This window comes from Cellulomonas fimi, from assembly GCF_028583725.1.
Lineage (GTDB): Bacteria > Actinomycetota > Actinomycetes > Actinomycetales > Cellulomonadaceae > Cellulomonas > Cellulomonas fimi_B.
Genome location: NZ_CP110680.1, coordinates 1,331,779 through 1,348,090 on the forward strand (window position 1 = coordinate 1,331,779; position 16,312 = coordinate 1,348,090).

At 75.3% G+C, this 16,312-nt stretch carries 15 protein-coding genes and 1 tRNA gene; 9 read left to right on the forward strand and 7 right to left on the reverse strand.

Going from position 1 to position 16,312, the window contains the following annotated elements; all coding sequences use genetic code 11:
• Nucleotides 1–3: 3 nt before the first annotated feature.
• Complete coding sequence (locus OOT42_RS06140; RefSeq protein WP_273654007.1) at nucleotides 4–948, reverse strand: phosphotransferase; 945 nt, start codon at nucleotides 946–948, stop codon at nucleotides 4–6.
• Between the two features lie 236 nt (nucleotides 949–1,184).
• On the opposite strand from OOT42_RS06140, the gene nudC reads away from it, so the two are divergent.
• Nucleotides 1,185–2,246, forward strand: coding sequence for an NAD(+) diphosphatase (gene nudC, locus OOT42_RS06145; protein ID WP_273654008.1), 1,062 nt, complete (start codon nucleotides 1,185–1,187; stop codon nucleotides 2,244–2,246).
• A gap of 93 nt (nucleotides 2,247–2,339) precedes the next feature.
• On the opposite strand, the gene OOT42_RS06150 is transcribed toward nudC, so the two are convergent.
• Nucleotides 2,340–2,603 (reverse strand): mycoredoxin, encoded by a 264-nt coding sequence (locus tag OOT42_RS06150; RefSeq protein ID WP_273654009.1) that lies wholly within the window; start codon nucleotides 2,601–2,603, stop codon nucleotides 2,340–2,342.
• Between the two features lie 209 nt (nucleotides 2,604–2,812).
• Between OOT42_RS06150 and OOT42_RS06155 the strand changes: the two genes are divergently transcribed.
• The 3 genes from OOT42_RS06155 to OOT42_RS06165 all read left to right on the forward strand — a co-directional run bounded on the left by OOT42_RS06155 (nucleotide 2,813) and on the right by OOT42_RS06165 (nucleotide 5,728).
• Complete coding sequence (locus tag OOT42_RS06155; protein WP_273654010.1) at nucleotides 2,813–4,870, forward strand: ATP-dependent helicase; 2,058 nt, start codon at nucleotides 2,813–2,815, stop codon at nucleotides 4,868–4,870.
• A gap of 145 nt (nucleotides 4,871–5,015) precedes the next feature.
• Nucleotides 5,016–5,231 carry a hypothetical protein gene (locus OOT42_RS06160; RefSeq protein WP_273654011.1) on the forward strand — a complete coding sequence of 72 codons (216 nt, stop codon included), beginning with the start codon at nucleotides 5,016–5,018 and terminating at the stop codon, nucleotides 5,229–5,231.
• Nucleotides 5,232–5,377: 146 nt separating this feature from the next.
• Nucleotides 5,378–5,728: a WhiB family transcriptional regulator gene (locus OOT42_RS06165; protein ID WP_273654012.1), complete on the forward strand. Its 351-nt coding sequence runs from the start codon at nucleotides 5,378–5,380 to the stop codon at nucleotides 5,726–5,728.
• Between the two features lie 60 nt (nucleotides 5,729–5,788).
• Here OOT42_RS06165 and OOT42_RS06170 read toward each other — a convergent pair whose 3' ends face one another.
• Both OOT42_RS06170 and OOT42_RS06175 read right to left on the reverse strand, forming a co-directional pair.
• Nucleotides 5,789–6,808, reverse strand: coding sequence for a ThiF family adenylyltransferase (locus tag OOT42_RS06170; RefSeq protein WP_273654013.1), 1,020 nt, complete (start codon nucleotides 6,806–6,808; stop codon nucleotides 5,789–5,791).
• Nucleotides 6,809–6,941: 133 nt separating this feature from the next.
• Nucleotides 6,942–7,100 (reverse strand): DUF5679 domain-containing protein, encoded by a 159-nt coding sequence (locus OOT42_RS06175; protein WP_272729399.1) that lies wholly within the window; start codon nucleotides 7,098–7,100, stop codon nucleotides 6,942–6,944.
• Between the two features lie 195 nt (nucleotides 7,101–7,295).
• Here OOT42_RS06175 and OOT42_RS06180 point away from each other — a divergent pair, with 195 nt between their 5' ends.
• Nucleotides 7,296–8,015: a M48 family metallopeptidase gene (locus OOT42_RS06180; RefSeq protein WP_337251889.1), complete on the forward strand. Its 720-nt coding sequence runs from the start codon at nucleotides 7,296–7,298 to the stop codon at nucleotides 8,013–8,015.
• A 4-nt stretch (nucleotides 8,016–8,019) separates the two neighbouring features.
• Here OOT42_RS06180 and OOT42_RS06185 read toward each other — a convergent pair whose 3' ends face one another.
• On the reverse strand, nucleotides 8,020–9,468 hold the full coding sequence (locus OOT42_RS06185) for a zinc-dependent metalloprotease (protein ID WP_273654014.1): 1,449 nt from the start codon (nucleotides 9,466–9,468) through the stop codon (nucleotides 8,020–8,022).
• A 221-nt stretch (nucleotides 9,469–9,689) separates the two neighbouring features.
• Here OOT42_RS06185 and OOT42_RS06190 point away from each other — a divergent pair, with 221 nt between their 5' ends.
• Nucleotides 9,690–10,682, forward strand: coding sequence for an NAD-dependent epimerase/dehydratase family protein (locus OOT42_RS06190; protein ID WP_273654015.1), 993 nt, complete (start codon nucleotides 9,690–9,692; stop codon nucleotides 10,680–10,682).
• 43 nt (nucleotides 10,683–10,725) lie between these two features.
• The gene (locus OOT42_RS06195; RefSeq protein WP_273654016.1) at nucleotides 10,726–11,859 is read left to right on the forward strand and encodes a YlbL family protein; all 1,134 of its coding nucleotides are present in this window, start codon (nucleotides 10,726–10,728) and stop codon (nucleotides 11,857–11,859) included.
• 72 nt (nucleotides 11,860–11,931) lie between these two features.
• On the opposite strand, the gene OOT42_RS06200 is transcribed toward OOT42_RS06195, so the two are convergent.
• The gene (locus OOT42_RS06200; protein ID WP_273654017.1) at nucleotides 11,932–12,489 is read right to left on the reverse strand and encodes a PPA1309 family protein; all 558 of its coding nucleotides are present in this window, start codon (nucleotides 12,487–12,489) and stop codon (nucleotides 11,932–11,934) included.
• 135 nt (nucleotides 12,490–12,624) lie between these two features.
• Between OOT42_RS06200 and OOT42_RS06205 the strand changes: the two genes are divergently transcribed.
• Both OOT42_RS06205 and OOT42_RS06210 read left to right on the forward strand, forming a co-directional pair.
• On the forward strand, nucleotides 12,625–15,612 hold the full coding sequence (locus tag OOT42_RS06205) for a UPF0182 family protein (protein ID WP_273654018.1): 2,988 nt from the start codon (nucleotides 12,625–12,627) through the stop codon (nucleotides 15,610–15,612).
• Between the two features lie 128 nt (nucleotides 15,613–15,740).
• Nucleotides 15,741–15,814: transfer RNA gene (locus OOT42_RS06210), tRNA-Met, on the forward strand.
• 41 nt (nucleotides 15,815–15,855) lie between these two features.
• Here OOT42_RS06210 and lepB read toward each other — a convergent pair.
• Nucleotides 15,856–16,296, reverse strand: coding sequence for a signal peptidase I (lepB, locus tag OOT42_RS06215; RefSeq protein ID WP_423775968.1), 441 nt, complete (start codon nucleotides 16,294–16,296; stop codon nucleotides 15,856–15,858).
• Between the last annotated feature and the right edge of the window lie 16 nt (nucleotides 16,297–16,312).

The following is a 16,312-nucleotide window of genomic DNA, read 5'->3' on the forward strand; positions in this document are numbered from 1 at the left end:
CCGTCAGGCGTAGGACGCGGAGGACTCCGCCTCGGCGAGGCGCGTGTGCTCGTCGAGGTCCTGGAGCATCGCGACGGCGTCCGCGACGACCTCGTCGTCACCGGTCCGCACGCCGAAGAGGAGCCACCGCGCGAGCGCGAGCTCGCCCGCGAGGAACGCGCGCCGCAGCAGGTGCGGGTCGGTGAGCTCGGTGCGCCGCAGCTGGTACGCCTCCATGACCGAGTCGGCGGCGTCGGGCGGTGCGGCGACCAGGAGCCACGAGAGGTCGTCGGCCGGGTCGGCCACGACGGCGTCGCCCCAGCCGAGGACGCCGCTGACCTTGCCGTCGTGGACGAGCACGCGGTCGGCGGACAGGTCGCCGTGCACGACCGTCGGCCGGAACCGCCACATCGCGACGTCCTCGAGCTGCTCCTCCCACCGGCGCAGCAGCGCGGGCGGGACCTTGCCGGTGCGGGCGGCCTCGTCGACCTCCGCCTGGCGGCGCTGGCGGTACTCGGTCGCCTCGTAGACGGGCAGGCCGACGCTCTCGACGACGGACGTGGGCAGCTCGTGCAGCGCGGCGATCGCCCGCCCGAGGTCGGCGGCGAGCCCCGGACCGGGGCGCAGGGTGTCGACGCGCAGCGGCGCGCCCGGGATCTCGGCGTGCACGGCCGCGCGGCCACCCTCGGGGAGGTGCGCGAACCCGACGGGTCGGGGCACGGCGAACGGGAGGGCGCCCGACGTCGCGTGCTCGGCGAGCCCTTCCAGCAGGTCGACCTCGGCCTCGAGCGCGGCGCCCGCGGCGGCGCTGGACGGTGCGCGCACGACCCAGCGGCGGCGCTGCGCGTCGATCACGACCGCGACGTCGTAGTCCGTGCCGGGCTGCGCGGGCCGTCGCACGTCGTACGCGTCGAGGCCGGGGACGGCGACCGTCGCCAGCGCGGCGAGAGCGAGGGGTGAGCGAGGCACGTCGACCAGGGTAGGTCGGCGACGCGTGCGAGCCGGGGTCGCGCCCCGGCGTGTCGGTCCCATTCGTCCGGCTGCGCGATGCGCAGTCGCCGCGTCGCCCGCGGTCGGCGTGACCCCGAGAGCCCGGGCGACGGCCGCGCGAGCGGCCATGCGGTCCCCGGGCGCGCGACCGGCCGTGCGGTCCCCGGCCGTCGGGCGCCCGGGCCGTCGGGCGCCCCGACGCGTACCGTGGCGGCGTGATCGTCGACGCGCTGCCCCTGTCCCGTGCCGTGGTGGACCGGGCGGCGGAGCACCGGCGCGACGGTCTCGCCGAGGCGCTCGCGGCGGAGTCGACGCGCGTCCTGCTCGTCGACGACGGCAGCGTCCTCACCGACGACGCCTTCGCGCTCCTGCTGCTGACGCCGGACTCCGCACGCACGCTCGTCGAGGAAGGTCTCGACGCGCCCGCCGGCGCAAACGTCCCCGGCTCGACGGCGTCACCGGACGCCGACGTCGACGGCCTGTGGCTCCTGCTCGGCCGGGACGGGGACGGCACGGCGTACGTCGCGAGGCGGGTGCTGGGCCGCCGGCCGGCACCCGCGACGGGGTCGGCGTCGGACGTCCTCGTGCACGCCGCCGCGTCCGACGGGTCCGACCAGCCCCCGACGTCGCCCCCGACACCGCTCGCGGCGGGCACCCGGTGGTCGTCCCTGCGGGTCGTCGGCGCGACGCTGTCGGCTCGCGACGCCGGGCTCGCGACCGCGGCGGTCGCGCTCGACGCCTGGCACGCACGGCACCCCCGCTGCCCCCGCTGCGGTGCCGCCACCGTCGCGACGCAGTCGGGGTGGGTGCGCACGTGCACCGTCGACGGGTCGGAGCACTACCCGCGCACGGACCCGGCGGTGATCATGGCGGTCGTCGACGACGCGGACCGGCTGCTGCTGGGGCACGCGGCGGCGTGGGCGGCGCACCGCTGGTCGACGCTCGCGGGGTTCGTCGAGGCCGGCGAGTCGCTGGAGAACGCGGTGCGCCGCGAGGTCCTGGAGGAGACCGGTGTCGTCGTCGACACCGTCGAGTACCGGGGCAGCCAGCCGTGGCCGTTCCCGGCGTCGCTCATGGTGGGGTTCCGGGCGCACGCGCGGTCGACGGAGGTCGCCGTGGACGGCGTCGAGCTCGAGAGCGCGGCGTGGTTCACCCGCGAGGAGCTGCGCGACGCCGTCGCGTCGGGCGAGGTGATCCCGCCGGGGCCGTCGTCGATCGCGCGTGCCCTCGTCGAGGACTGGTTCGGCGGCACGCTGCCGGCCGGGCCCGAGTTCTGACCGACCCGACGGCGGCGGGTCCGCGCTGTCGTCCGGTCAGTCAGAGCTCGGTGCACCGCGACCACGGGACCGCGACGACGGGACGTGATGCCGTCAGGACCCGAGGCGCTCGCGGACCTGGACCAGCGACGGGTTGGTGAGCGCACCGCCGTCGGGGAACACGACCGTCGGCACGGTGCGGTTGCCGCCGTTGACCGACTCGACGTACTGCGCGGCCGCGTCGTCCTGCTCGACGTCGACCTCGGTGTAGCCGATGCCCGCGGAGTCGAGCTGCTTCTTCAGCCGGTGGCAGTACCCGCACCAGGTGGTGGAGTACATCGTCACGGTGCCGGCCTGGGGCAGGGTCTCGGTGGTCATGCGTCCTCGTGGTCTCGGCGGGCGGGGCCCGGACGACCGGACCCCGACGGACGGTGACGAGGCACGCGCCTCGTCACCCGCTGCAACACGGTCGCACGGGTGCGGCTTCCGCGCCGCCGGTGTGGTGTGGACCACACGGACGGCTGACCTGCGGCGACCTGGGGACGGCGGGTCGAGGCTGTCGGTCGCGGCTGCGACACTGGTCGACGATGTCCGCCGACGCCCTCCTCGACGCCCTCGACCCCGAGCAGCGGGCCGTCGCCACCGCGCTGCGCGGCCCGGTGTGCGTGCTCGCGGGTGCCGGCACGGGCAAGACGCGCGCGATCACGCACCGCATCGCGTACGGGATCCGCACGGGCGTCTACCGGCCGGGCAACGTGCTCGCGGTGACGTTCACGGCCCGGGCGGCGGGGGAGATGCGGACCCGGTTGCGCGGCCTGGGCGCGTCGGGCGTGCAGGCGCGCACGTTCCACGCGGCGGCGCTGCGGCAGCTCGGCTACTTCTGGCCCAAGGTCGTCGGCGGCGCCCCGCCCCGGATCCTCGACCAGAAGGCGCAGGTCGTCGCGGAGGCCGCGCGCCGGGTCGGCCTGTCGGTGGACCGGGTGAGCGTGCGGGACCTCGCGTCGGAGATCGAGTGGGCCAAGGTCTCGCTCGTCACGGCCGACGACTACGAGAAGGCCGTCTCCGCGATCGCGCGCCCGGCGCCGAGCGGACAGGACCCGCAGGCCGTCGCGCGGCTCATGACGTCGTACGAGCAGGTCAAGGCCGAGCGCGGCGTGATCGACTTCGAGGACGTCCTGCTGCTGCTGTCGGCGATGCTCGCCGAGCGCCGGGACGTCGCCGACGAGATCCGCGAGCAGTACCGCTACTTCGTCGTCGACGAGTACCAGGACGTCAGCCCGCTCCAGCAGTTCCTGCTCGACCAGTGGCTGGGCGGCCGCCACGAGCTGTGCGTCGTGGGCGACCCGAGCCAGACCATCTACTCGTTCGCGGGCGCGACGCCGTACCACCTCACGACGTTCGCGACGACGCACCCGGGCGCGACGGTCGTCCGGCTGGTCCGCGACTACCGCTCGACGCCCCAGGTGGTGAGCCTGGCCAACCGCGTCATCGACGCGACCCGCCGCGCGGGCGGTCCGGCGCCGCTCGAGCTCCGCGCGCAACGCCCCGACGGTCCCGAGGTGCGGTTCACGGCCTACGACGACGACGAGGCCGAGGCGACCGGGGTCGCGCACGCGATCGGCCGCCTGGTGCGCACGGGCGTGCGGCCCAGCGAGGTCGCGGTGCTCTACCGCACGAACGCGCAGTCGGAGGCCTTCGAGGAAGCGCTCGCGACCGCGGGGATCGCGTACCAGGTCCGCGGCGGCGAGCGGTTCTTCGCCCGACGGGACGTCCGCGACGCCCTCGTCCTGCTGCGCGGTGGCGCGCGGTCCGCCGACCCGACGGTCCCCATGCCCGAGACGGTGCGCGACATCCTGCGCACCGTCGGCTGGTCCGAGGAGCCGCCCGCCGCACGCGGCGCCGCCCGGGAACGCTGGGACGCGATGCACGCGCTCGTGGGCCTGGCCGACGAGCTCGCCGCCGCCTCCGCCGACGGCACCGGCACGGCCTCGGGCGACCAGCCGGCGACGCTGGTGGACCTCGTCGCCGAGCTCGACGAGCGCGCCGCCGCGCAGCACGCGCCGACCGTCGAGGGCGTGACGCTCGCGTCGTTGCACGCCGCCAAGGGCCTCGAGTGGGACGCCGTGTTCCTCGCCGGACTCAGCGAGGGCCTGCTGCCGACGTCCCTCGCCGACACGCCGGCCGCCGTCGCCGAGGAGCGCCGCCTGCTGTACGTCGGCGTCACCCGCGCGCGCGAGCACCTGCACCTGTCGTACGCCCGCTCGCGCCTGCCCGGCGGCCGGCCGAACCGCACGCGCTCGCGCTTCCTCGGCGACCTGTGGCCCGACGACCGTCGGCCGGCCCGCTCGTCCTCCACCCGCCGCCCGACCGTCACCCTCGACCCGACCGCGGACGACGACGACCCGCGCGCCCGCCGTGTCGTCGCCGAGCTCACCCGCTGGCGCGACGAGCAGGCCCGGTCCGCGGGCGTGAGCCCGGCGCGCGTCCTGACCACGGCGACCGTCGCCCTCATCGGCGTGCACCAGCCCCGCACGCGCGAGGAGCTGGGGCGCGTCCCCGGCGTCGGCGCGCAGACGCTCGCGACCCTCGGCGACGACGTCCTCGCGGTCGTCGCGCGGGCCGCGGGGAGCGCCGGACAGGGCTGAACGGGCGACCGTCCGAGATTCGTCGAGGACATGTCGTTAATTCGGTTGTCCCGCGTCACGACCCCGCCCTACTGTGATCCTCGTCCTTGAACGTGGGCTGCGCCGGAAGGCCAGAGCCCGAAGCCGGAAGGAGGTGGGAGTCGCGATGAACACCAACCTGATCGTCACCTCGAGCGTCGCTCAGGCGTGCGCACATGTCGCCGCGCCCACCGGCGCCGGCTTCGAGGGGCGTGGTGTGTCCATCTCCGGGATGACGGTCGTCGCCGACCGGTTCCAGGGGACGGGCATCGACACCGAGCTCCTTCCGACGTGGCGCAAGCGTCCCACCACCGATCGCTACATCCGTCTCAGGACTCCCTAGGTCTGACCCACTGAGGTCGCCCAGGCCGCGGAGTCCGTACATCGGATCCGCGGCCTTCACATTTCCCCGATGACCCGGGGTGAACGTGTCGGTCCGGTCCGGACCACGAACGACACGCTCATCAGCGAGGACATCAGGAGGACATCGTGCGGCTCACGACGCTGCTCGACACCGTGAACCAGGGCGGATCTGGCGCCTGGCCTCCCACGGGCAGCACCGCGACCACCGACGACACCCAGTTCGACGCGCTCGTCGCCGACCTCATCCCGTGCCGCTCGCACGACCCGGAGCTGTGGTTCGCCGAGCAGACGGCGGTCGTGGAGCGCGCGAAGGCGCTCTGCCGGGAGTGCCCGCTCATGGAGGGCTGCCTCGCCGGCGCCATCGAGCGGGCCGAGCCCTGGGGCGTCTGGGGCGGTCAGGTCTTCATCGGCGGTGTGGTCGTCGCCACGAAGCGTGGCCGGGGACGCCCGCGGAAGAACCCGCTCCCGGCCGCGTGACCAGCACGTGAGGCGCGCCCCACGCGGGGGCGCCTCACGGTCGGACCTTCCGGCGACCGCTCAGGTCGTCGGCACCGGTACCCGTCCCACGACGGGCAGGGCGGTGCACCCGCAGTCCGGGTGCACCGCCCATTCGCGTACCCGGGGGACGGCGTCGGGCAGCCCGACCTCGTAGGTCGTCCCCGCGCGGGGGCGGGCGGTCCCGTCGAGGACCGTGAGGGCCACGGCCGCGGCCAGCGCCGCGCCGACGCCGGCGACGACGCCCACCTCCGGCCGGTCGGGCCGCCCGGGCGCACCGACGAGCTGCGCGACGAGCGTCGGCCACACCGGGTCGGCGTCGGCGCGGTGCAGATCGAGGCAGCGCAGGCACGGGCCGTGGCCGGGGTCGACCAGAGGACCGACGACCGTGTCCGCCTCACGCACGACCACCGACAGGTGCGGGACGCCCGAGCCGACGAGCACCGCGGACCGTGCCGGGTCTGCGGCCCCGTGCTCGACCACGACGAGCAGGTCCGGCACGACGGCACCCTCGACGCTCACCCGCGGCGCGGCGTCGCGCAGCACGCGCGCGGCGACGACGTCGCGCCGTGTCCCGACGTCACCCCAGCGGTACCCGCCGACGCCGACGTCCGACGACCGCACCGGCCGGTCGTCGTCGAACAGCACCCGTCCCACGCCCGCCGCGGCGAGCGTGACGGCGACGCCGAGACCGGTCGGGCCGAGGCCGACGACGCCGACGGTCCGCGTCGAGCGGGCGCGGACGAGCGCGGCGCCGTCGCCGTCGGGCAGCAGGAGGGACCAGACCGCCGCGTCCGCGGAGGCCGGGCCCTCGGCGCGGCGCCCGTCACCGGTCGCGGTGAGGCGGGCCGCCGTGAGGAGCGGCGCGACGTCGGCGAGGCCGGACCCGGCACCGGACCGCGGGCGGGGCGACGCCGCGCGGGTCGGGTCGTCCAGCTCGAGCAGCGCGCCGACCTCGGACGTCGTGAGGTCGGTCAGGCGCACAGCCCAGCGCGGGTCGGTGCCGACCTGCACCTCGGTGCCGCTGCGGCGCAGCACGCGCAGACCCGGACGCAGACGCATGGGGCTCCTCCTCGACGGTCGCGCCACTGTGGCACCGGCGGCCGTCGGACGGCGGACCTCGTCCACAGGCCCGAGGGCCCGGACGCACGAAGGGCGCCGTCCGACCGGACGGCGCCCTTTGAGAGGTGGGTGCTCAGGCCTTGCCGAGGATGCGGTTGAGCTTCGTCCCGCAGACCGGACACGTGGCCTTCGCCATGCGTCGCCCGGAGTCGGACACGACGACCTCGCCCTCGGCCTCGCGCTTCTCCTTGCACTTCACGCAGTAGAACTCGCCTGCATAGGTCTCCGCCATCGGGGTCCCTCCCTCGGTCTCGTGCACCGGACCGGGGGACGGTGCCGGCGGCCGGCCGCGGTCCCGACGGGTGCGCCCGAGCGTCGTCCACAGTAGCGGCGCACGACCCCGCCGACCCCGTGATCATGCGGAACACGCCGCGCGCGACCGGGTGAAGAGCGGGACGGGCTCGCCCGGGAGGGCTAGCGTGCAGGTGTGCAGCCCACGGACGACCTGTCGCAGGTCGAGGTCCGCCGTTCGCGCCGGCGTGCGCGCACGGTGACGGCGTGGCGCGAGGGCGAGCGGACCATCGTCGCGATCCCCGCCCGGTTCACGCGGGCGCAGGAGCACGAGTGGGTCCGCCGGATGATGACGCGGCTCGCTGCGCAGGAGCGTCGTCGCCGCCCGTCGGACGAGGAGCTCGCGACCCGCGCGGCCGACCTGTCGACCCGTTACCTGGGCGGGCGTGCCCGGCCCACGAGCGTCGCGTGGTCGAGCAACCAGGGGCGCCGGTGGGGGTCGTGCACGCCGAGCGACGGGACGATCCGGCTCTCCGACCGGCTGCGCGGGATGCCGCGGTGGGTCGTCGACTACGTGCTGCTCCACGAGCTCGCGCACCTGCTCCACGCGGGGCACGGGCCCGAGTTCTGGGCGGAGCTCGACGCCTACCCGCGGACGCAGCGGGCCCGCGGGTTCCTCGAGGGGGTCGCGTACGCGAGCGACCGCAGCGGGGCCGACGAGCCGTCCGGCGTCGACGGCGAGGCGCCCACGGCCGTGGACGACGCGGTCGACGACGACGCGGCCGCGATCGAGGCGACCGACGTCGCCGTCGCGCTCGAGCCGGCGGACGACGTCGAGCCCGCCGACGGTGCCCACGCCCTGGGCGGCTCGGGCGCGGTCGCGCTGGCCGACCCCGCGCGGCGCACGCGGGGCTGACCGCTCAGCGGGCGGGCGGCTCCTGGGGCCCGGCCTCGTCCGTCGGGCCGGCCGTCGGGCCGTCCGCGGGCCGGTCGGTGGCGTCGCCGAGGATCTGGGCGAGCGCGCGGTCGACCTCGGCCGTCTCGTCGACGGCGGCCGCGCGACGGGCCGCGTAGCCCGCGGGGTCGTCGAGGTCCTGCGTGGTCGGCAGCAGGTCCGGGTGGTCCCACACGGCGTCGCGCGCGGACGCGCCGCCGTCGCGCGTGATCTGCGCCCACAGCGCGGCGGCATCGCGCAGCCGGCGGGGGCGCAGCTCGAGGCCGACGAGGTTCGCGAACGTCTGCTCGGCGGGGCCGCCCGCGGCACGACGTCGGCGGACCATCTCGCGCAGCGGCACGGTGTGCGGGAGGTGGGCGATCGCGGCGGCGGCCGTCACCTCGTCGACCCAGCCCTCGACGAGCGCCAGCGCCGTCTCGAGCCGCTCGAGCGCGGCCTGCTGCTCGGGCGTCGTGTGCGGTGCGAAGACCCCGCCCGACAGCGCCTCCTGCAGGGCGGCGGCGTCGGTCGGGTCGATCGAGCTCACCGCCTCCTCGAGCTGGTCGACGTCGATCGTGATGCCGCGCGCGTACGCCTCGACCGTCGACATGAGGTGCGCGCGCAGCCACGGCACGTGCGTGAACAGGCGGGTCGCGGCGGCCTCGCGGAGCGCGAGGAACAGGCGGACCTCGTCGAGCGGCGCGTCGAGTCCTTCCGCGAACGCGTCGACGTTCGCGGGGACGAGCGCGGGCGCGGGCGCGTCGAGCAAGGGCAGACCGATGTCGGTCGTGCCGAAGACCTCGCGCGCGAGCGTCCCGGCGCCCTGGCCGACCTGCATGCCGAACACCGCGGAGCCGAGCTGGCGCAGCAGGTGCGACGGGTCGAGGCCGCCCGGCAGCGCGCCGGCCGCCTCCTCCGGGAGGCTCGCGCCGAGCGCCTGCACGAGCGCACCCGACAGCGACGCGGCGACCGGCTCGGTGAGCGTGCGCCACGTCGGGAGGGTCGCCTCGACCCACTCCGCGCGGCTCCACGCGTGCGGGGTGCCCGACGAGGGCGGGAGGTCGGTCACGGCGTCGAGCCACAGCTCGGCGACCGAGAGCGCGTCGAGCACGTCACGGGCGCGCCCGGGGGAGAGAGCCGGGTCGCCCCCGACGGACGCCTGCTGGCGCGCCAGGTCGTGCGCCATCTGCCAGTTCACCGGGTCGTCGCCGGCCGCGGCCAGCAGGCGCTGCACCTGCGCGACGGCCTGCTCGACGAGCCGCGGGTCGTCGGGGAGCCCCGACGCGGACGCCATCTGGGCGGGGTCGAACCCGCGCTCGCGCATCTCGCGGATGGCCGCGTCCGCGCCGTCGCCCAGCATGGCCCGGAGCATCTGCTCCCAGGCGGGGACCTCAGGCCCGTCGGGCCCGGGCACGGCGGGGTTGTCGGGGCTCACGGGGACCTCCTGCGACGATGGGGCCGGCGGGATCCACGGTAACCACGCAGGACAGGAACGAGGGACGGGTGGACGGGCAGGTTCGCTCAGGGCGCACGGACGCGTCCGGGACGGGGTCGGCGCGCGCGGCGAGGCGCGGCGCGTCGACCGCGCGCGCCCCCCGGCGGAAGGCCGCCGCAGGTGCGGAGCCTGCCGCGCCCGCCGCGGACCGGACCGACCGGGTGGTCGTCGTCGGGTCGGGGCCGGTCGCGGTCGCGGCCCTCGCGGCGTGGGACGGTGCCCGGTCCGTCGAGGTCCTGCCCGAGCGCGAGCCGCAGTCGGCGCTCGCGGGCGCGGACGTCGTGGTCCTCGTGTCCCACGCGGCCGACCTCGCGCAGCACGCCGGTGTCGCACCGCGGGACCGGCGGTCGGCGGCCGTCGCGGTCGCGCAGCACACGCTCGCGGCGGCGCGCGCGGTCGGCGTGCGGCACGTCGTCGTGGTGACCTCCGCCGTCGTGCACGGCGCGTGGCCCGACCGGCCCGTGGTGCACGACGACGACCCGCTGCCGACGGGCGCCGACGCACCCCGTGACGGGCTGGTCGGCGACCTCGCGGCGGTCGAGGCGGTCGTCGCGCGCGCGGCCCGGCGGCGCACGCCCCTGGTCACGGTCCTGCGGCCCGCGGCGATCGTCGGTCCGGGCGTCGACACGTTCGTCACGCGGCACTTCGAGGCCCCGCGCCTGCTGACGGTCCGCGGGGCCGTGCGGCAGTGGCAGCTCGTGCACGTCGACGACGTCGCGTCGGCGGCGAGGTTCGCCGTCGACCACCGCCTGACGGGCGCGCTCACGGTCGGCGCGCCCGACGTCCTGTCGCCGTCGCAGGTCGAGGCCGCGGCGGGGATGCGTCGGGTCGAGCTCGCGGCCGCGACCGCCTTCGGCACCGCCGAGCGGCTGCACCGCGTGGGCGTCCTCCCGTCGCCGGCGTCCGAGCTCGCGTTCGTCGTCTACCCGTGGACGGTCGCCGCCGACCGCCTGACCGCGGCCGGGTGGTCGGCGCGCTGGTCGAGCCCCGAGTGCCTCGACGTGCTGCTCGAGGGCGTGCAGGGCCGCGTCGCGGTCGCGGGACGCCGGATGGGCTCGCGCGACGCGGCGGCGCTCGGGGCGGCGGGGGCCGCCGTCGCCCTCATCGGCACCGCCGCCGTCTGGCGGCAGGCGCGGGCCCGGCGTCGCGGCTGAGCGCCGTCGGTGGCACACATCCGGGTAGGGGATGATCGGCTCCGTGCTCGACGCCACCGACCCGCTGCCCGACGACGACGAGCAGCCCGCCCCGCGGCCGCTGTCGCCGCGCGCCGTCACGACGACGACGTCGCTGCTGGCCGGAGCGACGCTGCTCGCGGTGCTCGTCGTGCTGCCCACGCCCTACGCGGTCAACAGCCCCGGGCCGACGCGCGACGTCCTCGGCGAGCACGCGGGCACCCCCATGATCGAGATCTCCGGGGCGGAGACGCACGAGTCCACGGGCGAGCTGCGGCTCACGACCGTGTCGAGCACCGGCGGCCCCGGGTACCCGTCGAGCATCTTCGGCGTCCTCGGCGGCTGGGTCGCCGAGTCGTCCGTCGTGCTGCCCGTCGAGCAGGTGTACCCGCCGGACGTGTCGCAGGAGCAGATCGACGAGTCCAACCAGGCCGAGATGGTGTCGTCGCAGGAGGACGCGACCGTCGCGGCGCTCACCGAGCTCGGCTACGAGGTCCCGGCCACGCTGCTCGTCGCGGGCACCGTCGAGGGGACCGACGCGGAGGGCAAGCTCGAGGAGAACGACCTGCTCGTCGGCTTCGACGGCGAGCCGCTGCCGGACTACCAGTCGCTCGTCGACGCGCTCGCGGACGTGCAGCCGGGCGACACCGTCACGCTCACCGTGCAGCGGCACGGGCAGGACGTCGACGTCGAGGTCGTCACGAGCGAGCGGGAGGGCGGCGGCGCGCAGATCGGCGTGCTCATCGACCCGACGTTCGACATGCCCGTCGACGTGACGATCAGCATCGACGACATCGGTGGCCCCAGCGCGGGCACGATGTTCGCGCTCGGCATCATCGACAAGCTCACGCCCGAGGACGAGGCCGACGGCGAGGTCATCGCCGGCACGGGGACGATGGACGTGACGGGTGCCGTCGGGCCGATCGGCGGCATCCGGCAGAAGCTCGCCGGGGCGAAGCGCGACGGAGCGGACTGGTTCCTCGCCCCCGACCGCAACTGCGACGAGGTCATCGGGCACGTGCCCGACGGGCTGCGCGTCGTGAGCGTCGCGACGCTGCACGAGGCGCGCGTGGCGATGGAGGCGATCGGCGCGGGCGAGGCCGACGACCTGCCGACGTGCACGCAGGACGCCACGACGCCCGGACCGGCCGCGGGCTGACGACCTGGCCGGCGGCCCGCCGCCGGGCGCCCGGGCCGTCGCCCTCCCGCGTCGGACGGGCGTCGAGGACGCTCAGTCGAGCGTCGAGCGCAGCGCCGACACCAGGCCCGGCACGAGGTCCGGGCCCTGACCGACCTGGTCGTCCGCGTCGTGCTCGCGGGACCGCACCGCGCACCACGCCGGCCCGTCGCGCAGCACGCCGACCGCGAGCCGCACGTCGGCGCGGTCGGGGTGCGCGAGCAGGTACGCGAGCGCCGCGTCCGGGTCCTGCGGCATGTCGGCCTCGGCGGCGGGCGGCAGGACGACGCGCTCCACGGTCACGGCGACCCCGTCGACGGCGTCGGGCCACGAGAGGCCCGCGAGCAGCGTCTCGAGGTCCGGCGCCGACGGCAGCCCCTCCTGCTCGACGGACGTGAGGTGCCACGGGTCGGCGGCCGCCGCGTCGAGCACGTCGTGCGTCAGCTGGTCCGCCAGGCCGGGCTCGGTCGCGAGCGCGGACTGCGTCCTGACCAGCGCGAACACCCGCACCGGTGCGTCCCACCCGGCGGTGGCGACGTGGTGCTCGACCTCGCGGACGGCGTCGGCGAGCGCGCGCTCGCCCGGGTGCGGTGCGGTGGGGGGCTGTGTCACCGGACCATGGTCGCACCCGTGTGGGAACCTGAGCCTCGAGCAGCACGTTCACACCGGCGAGCGGTCCGCGCGTGCGCGTGCCGCCCGGCCGTGGTCCGCCGCGGTCAGCCAGCCCGACGACGACGAGGACGCTCCGTGACCTTCGCCAGCCCACCCCGCCCACGACCTGCCGGCCGGCGCCGGCGCGGGGCGCTCGCTCCGACGCTCGTCGTCCTCGGCGTGCTCGTCGTCCTGGTCCTCGTGCTCGCACAGGTCTGGACCGAGGTGCTGTGGTTCGACCAGCTCGGCTACCTCCAGGTGATCGGCACCGAGTGGGGCACCCGCGCGGTGCTGTTCGTGCTCGGGTTCGGCCTCATGGCCGGTGCCGTCGCCGCGAGCCTGAGCTTCGGCTACCGGTCGCGCCCGGTGTACGCGCCCTCGACGCCCGAGCAGGCGAACCTCGACCAGTACCGCGAGGCGATCGAGCCGCTGCGCCGGCTCGTCATGATCGTCGGGCCTGCCGTCCTCGGCCTGTTCGCCGGCGCCGCCGCGTCGCAGCAGTGGGCGACGGTCCAGCTCTGGATGCACGGCCAGCCGGTCGGGGAGAAGGACCCGCAGTACGGGATCGACCTCGGCTTCTACCTGTTCACGCTGCCGGGCATCCGGTTCGTCGTGTCGTTCCTCATGGCCGTGACGATCCTCGCGGGGATCGCCGGGCTCGCGACGCAGTACCTCTACGGCGGCCTGCGGGTCGGCGGCGGTCGCGGCAGCGGCCCGCGCACGACCCGCGCCGCACGCGTGCACCTGTCGGTGATCGGTGCGGTGCTCATGCTGCTCATCGCCGCGAACTACTGGCTCGACCGGTACTCGATCCTCACCAAGGCGGGCGAGAAGTTCCACGGCGCCGCGTTCACCGACGTGCACGCCGTCATCCCGTCGAAGGCGATCCTCGCGGGCATCGCGGTGTTCGTCGCGATCATGTTCGTCGTCACCGCGGTCCGCGGGAACTGGCGCCTCCCGGCGATCGGCGTCGGCCTCATGGTGATCGCGGCGATCGCCGTCGGCGGGATCTACCCTGCGGTCGTCCAGCGCTTCCAGGTGCAGCCGAACCAGCAGGACCGCGAGGCGCCGTACATCCAGCGCAACATCGACGCGACGCTCGCCGCGTACGGGCTCGAGGACGTGCAGACGTCCGAGTACGACGCGAACGTCACCGCCGAGGCCGGAGCGCTGCGGTCCGACGCGGAGACGACCGCGTCGATCCGTCTGCTCGACCCGCAGGTCGTGAGCCCCTCGTTCAAGCAGCTCCAGCAGATCCGCGGCTTCTACCACTTCCCCGACTCGCTGTCGGTCGACCGGTACGAGGTCGAGGGCGAGAGCCGCGACACCGTCATCGCGGTGCGCGAGCTCGACCTCGAGGGCCTCGACTCCGCGCAGCGGAACTGGACCAACGACACGACCGTGTACACGCACGGGTTCGGCGTCGTCGCCGCCTACGGCAACACGACGGCCGGGCGCGGCGCCCCGGACTTCTGGGAGGGGGGCATCCCGTCCCAGGGGCAGATGGGCGAGTACGAGCCGCGCATCTACTTCAGCCCGCAGGCGCCCGCGTACTCCATCGTCGGCGCGCCGAGCGGCGACGGCTGGGAGTTCGACTACCCGTCGGACGACGCCCAGGGTCAGCAGCTCACGCGCTTCCCGACGCAGGACGTCTCGGCGGGCCCGAGCGTCGGCAACCCCTGGAACAAGCTGCTGTACGCGCTGAAGTTCGGCGACGAGCAGCTCGTCTTCTCCAACCGTGTGACCGACGTGTCGCAGATCCTGTACGACCGCAACCCGCGCGACCGCGTGGCGAAGGTCGCGCCGTACCTGACGCTCGACGGGCGTGTGTACCCCGCGGTCGTCGAGGGGCGCGTGAAGTGGATCATCGACGGCTACACGACGAGCGACCAGTACCCGTACTCGGCCGGCCGGTCGCTCGAGAGCGCCACGCGTGATGCCCTCACGGAGACGACCGAGACGATCCAGGCGCTCCAGCCGAAGACGGTGAACTACATCCGCAACTCGGTGAAGGCCACGGTGGACGCGTACGACGGGTCGGTCGACCTGTACGCGTGGGACGCGTCCGACCCGGTGCTCGAGGCGTGGTCCGAGGTGTTCCCGACGTCGCTCAAGCCTCTGTCGGAGATCAGCGGCCCGCTCATGAGCCACCTGCGCTACCCCGAGGACCTGTTCAAGGTGCAGCGCGCCCTGCTCACGCGGTACCACGTCGAGGACGCCAACCAGTTCTTCTCCGGGAACGACTTCTGGGCGAACCCGCTCGACCCGACCCACCCGAACGTCAACGTGCCGCAGCCGCCGTACTACCTGACGCTGCGCATGCCCGACCAGGACGAGGCGCGGTTCTCGCTCATGTCGACGTTCATCCCCGGCGGCTCCGGCGCGCGCGAGGTGCTCACCGGGTACCTCGCGGTCGACGCGGAGGCGGGGTCGGAGGCGGGCAAGCCGTCGGAGGACTACGGCAAGCTGCGGCTGCTCGAGCTGCCGCGCGACTCGACCGTGCCCGGACCCGGCCAGGTGAACAACAACTTCAACGCCGACCCGACGGTGTCGAACGAGCTCAACATCCTGGCGCGCGGTGACTCCCAGGTCGTCCGCGGCAACCTGCTCACGCTGCCCGTCGGCGGTGGCCTGCTGTACGTGCAGCCCGTGTACGTCCAGGCCGCGTCCGGCACCGCGTTCCCGCTGCTCCAGCGGGTGCTCGTCGCGTGGGGTGACTCCATCGGGTTCGCGAGCACCCTCGACGGCGCGCTCGACCAGGTGTTCGGCGGCGACTCCGGCGCCGAGGCCGGCGACGCGGGCACCAACCCCGACGACGGCACCGCGCCGCCGACCGAGGAGCCGACGGGCGAGCCGACGGACACCCCGACCGAGAGCCCGACCGACGGTGTCCCGCCGGACGCGGCGGCTGCCCGGGCGTCGCTCGACCTCGCCCTGCAGCAGGCCCGTCAGGCGCTGGAGGACAGCCAGGCCGCGCTGCAGACCAGCAACTTCGCCGCCTACGGCGAGGCGCAGGAGCGCCTGTCCCGGGCCGTGGAGGACGCGATCAAGGCCGAGGCCGACCTGGAGGCCGCGGGCGGCTGAGTCGCTGCCGGCACCGACCGGACCGGGCGTCGTGGGGTCTCCCTGCGGCGCCCGGTCCGGCGTTGTGACCGGCCTCACCTGCGACGATTTGGTCTGGTCCGAACGGTGTCGTAAGGTAGTCGAGCCGACGCGGGGTGGAGCAGCTCGGTAGCTCGCTGGGCTCATAACCCAGAGGTCGCAGGTTCAAATCCTGCCCCCGCTACAAGAACGACGAAGGCCCGGACCACACGGTCCGGGCCTTCGTCATGTCGTGCGCGATCCCTCGTGGACCCGCAGGAGCAGGAGCCGGCGGGGTGGTGCCGGTCGCGCTCCCCGTCGCCGGCGGCCTCGGACCAGACGTCCGCGGAGGGCGGCTCGGGGCGTGTAGGGGTGGGTCCAGGAGCGGCTGTCGCTGGAGGCGTCCCGGTTGTCGCCGAGGACGAGGACGTGCCCGGGCGGCACGACGTACTCACCACGGAACACCGACGGGCTCGCGTACGGCTCCGGCAGGGGTTGGTCGTCGATGCTCACCCGCCCCGCGTCGAAGGTGACCTTCTCACCGGGCAGCCCGACGACCCGCTTGACGATCTGCTGGTCCGGCTCGACGGGGGAGTCCAGGACCACCAGGTCACCGCGGCGGACCGCCTGAGCCGGCCGCAGCGACGTGGTGAGCACGAGCTGACCGTCGGTCAGGGTCGGTGCCATCGAGTGCGACCGCACC

Coding starts and splice junctions, on each gene's coding strand:
- OOT42_RS06170 (WP_273654013.1), bottom strand. CDS start 6,808: ATGCGTCTGCGTCCGGGTCTGCGCGTGCTGCGCCGCAGCGGCACCGAG.
- OOT42_RS06175 (WP_272729399.1), bottom strand. CDS start 7,100: ATGGCGGAGACCTATGCAGGCGAGTTCTACTGCGTGAAGTGCAAGGAG.
- OOT42_RS06150 (WP_273654009.1), bottom strand. CDS start 2,603: ATGACCACCGAGACCCTGCCCCAGGCCGGCACCGTGACGATGTACTCC.
- lepB (WP_423775968.1), bottom strand. CDS start 16,296: ATGGCACCGACCCTGACCGACGGTCAGCTCGTGCTCACCACGTCGCTG.
- OOT42_RS06160 (WP_273654011.1), top strand. CDS start 5,016: ATGAACACCAACCTGATCGTCACCTCGAGCGTCGCTCAGGCGTGCGCA.
- OOT42_RS06155 (WP_273654010.1), top strand. CDS start 2,813: ATGTCCGCCGACGCCCTCCTCGACGCCCTCGACCCCGAGCAGCGGGCC.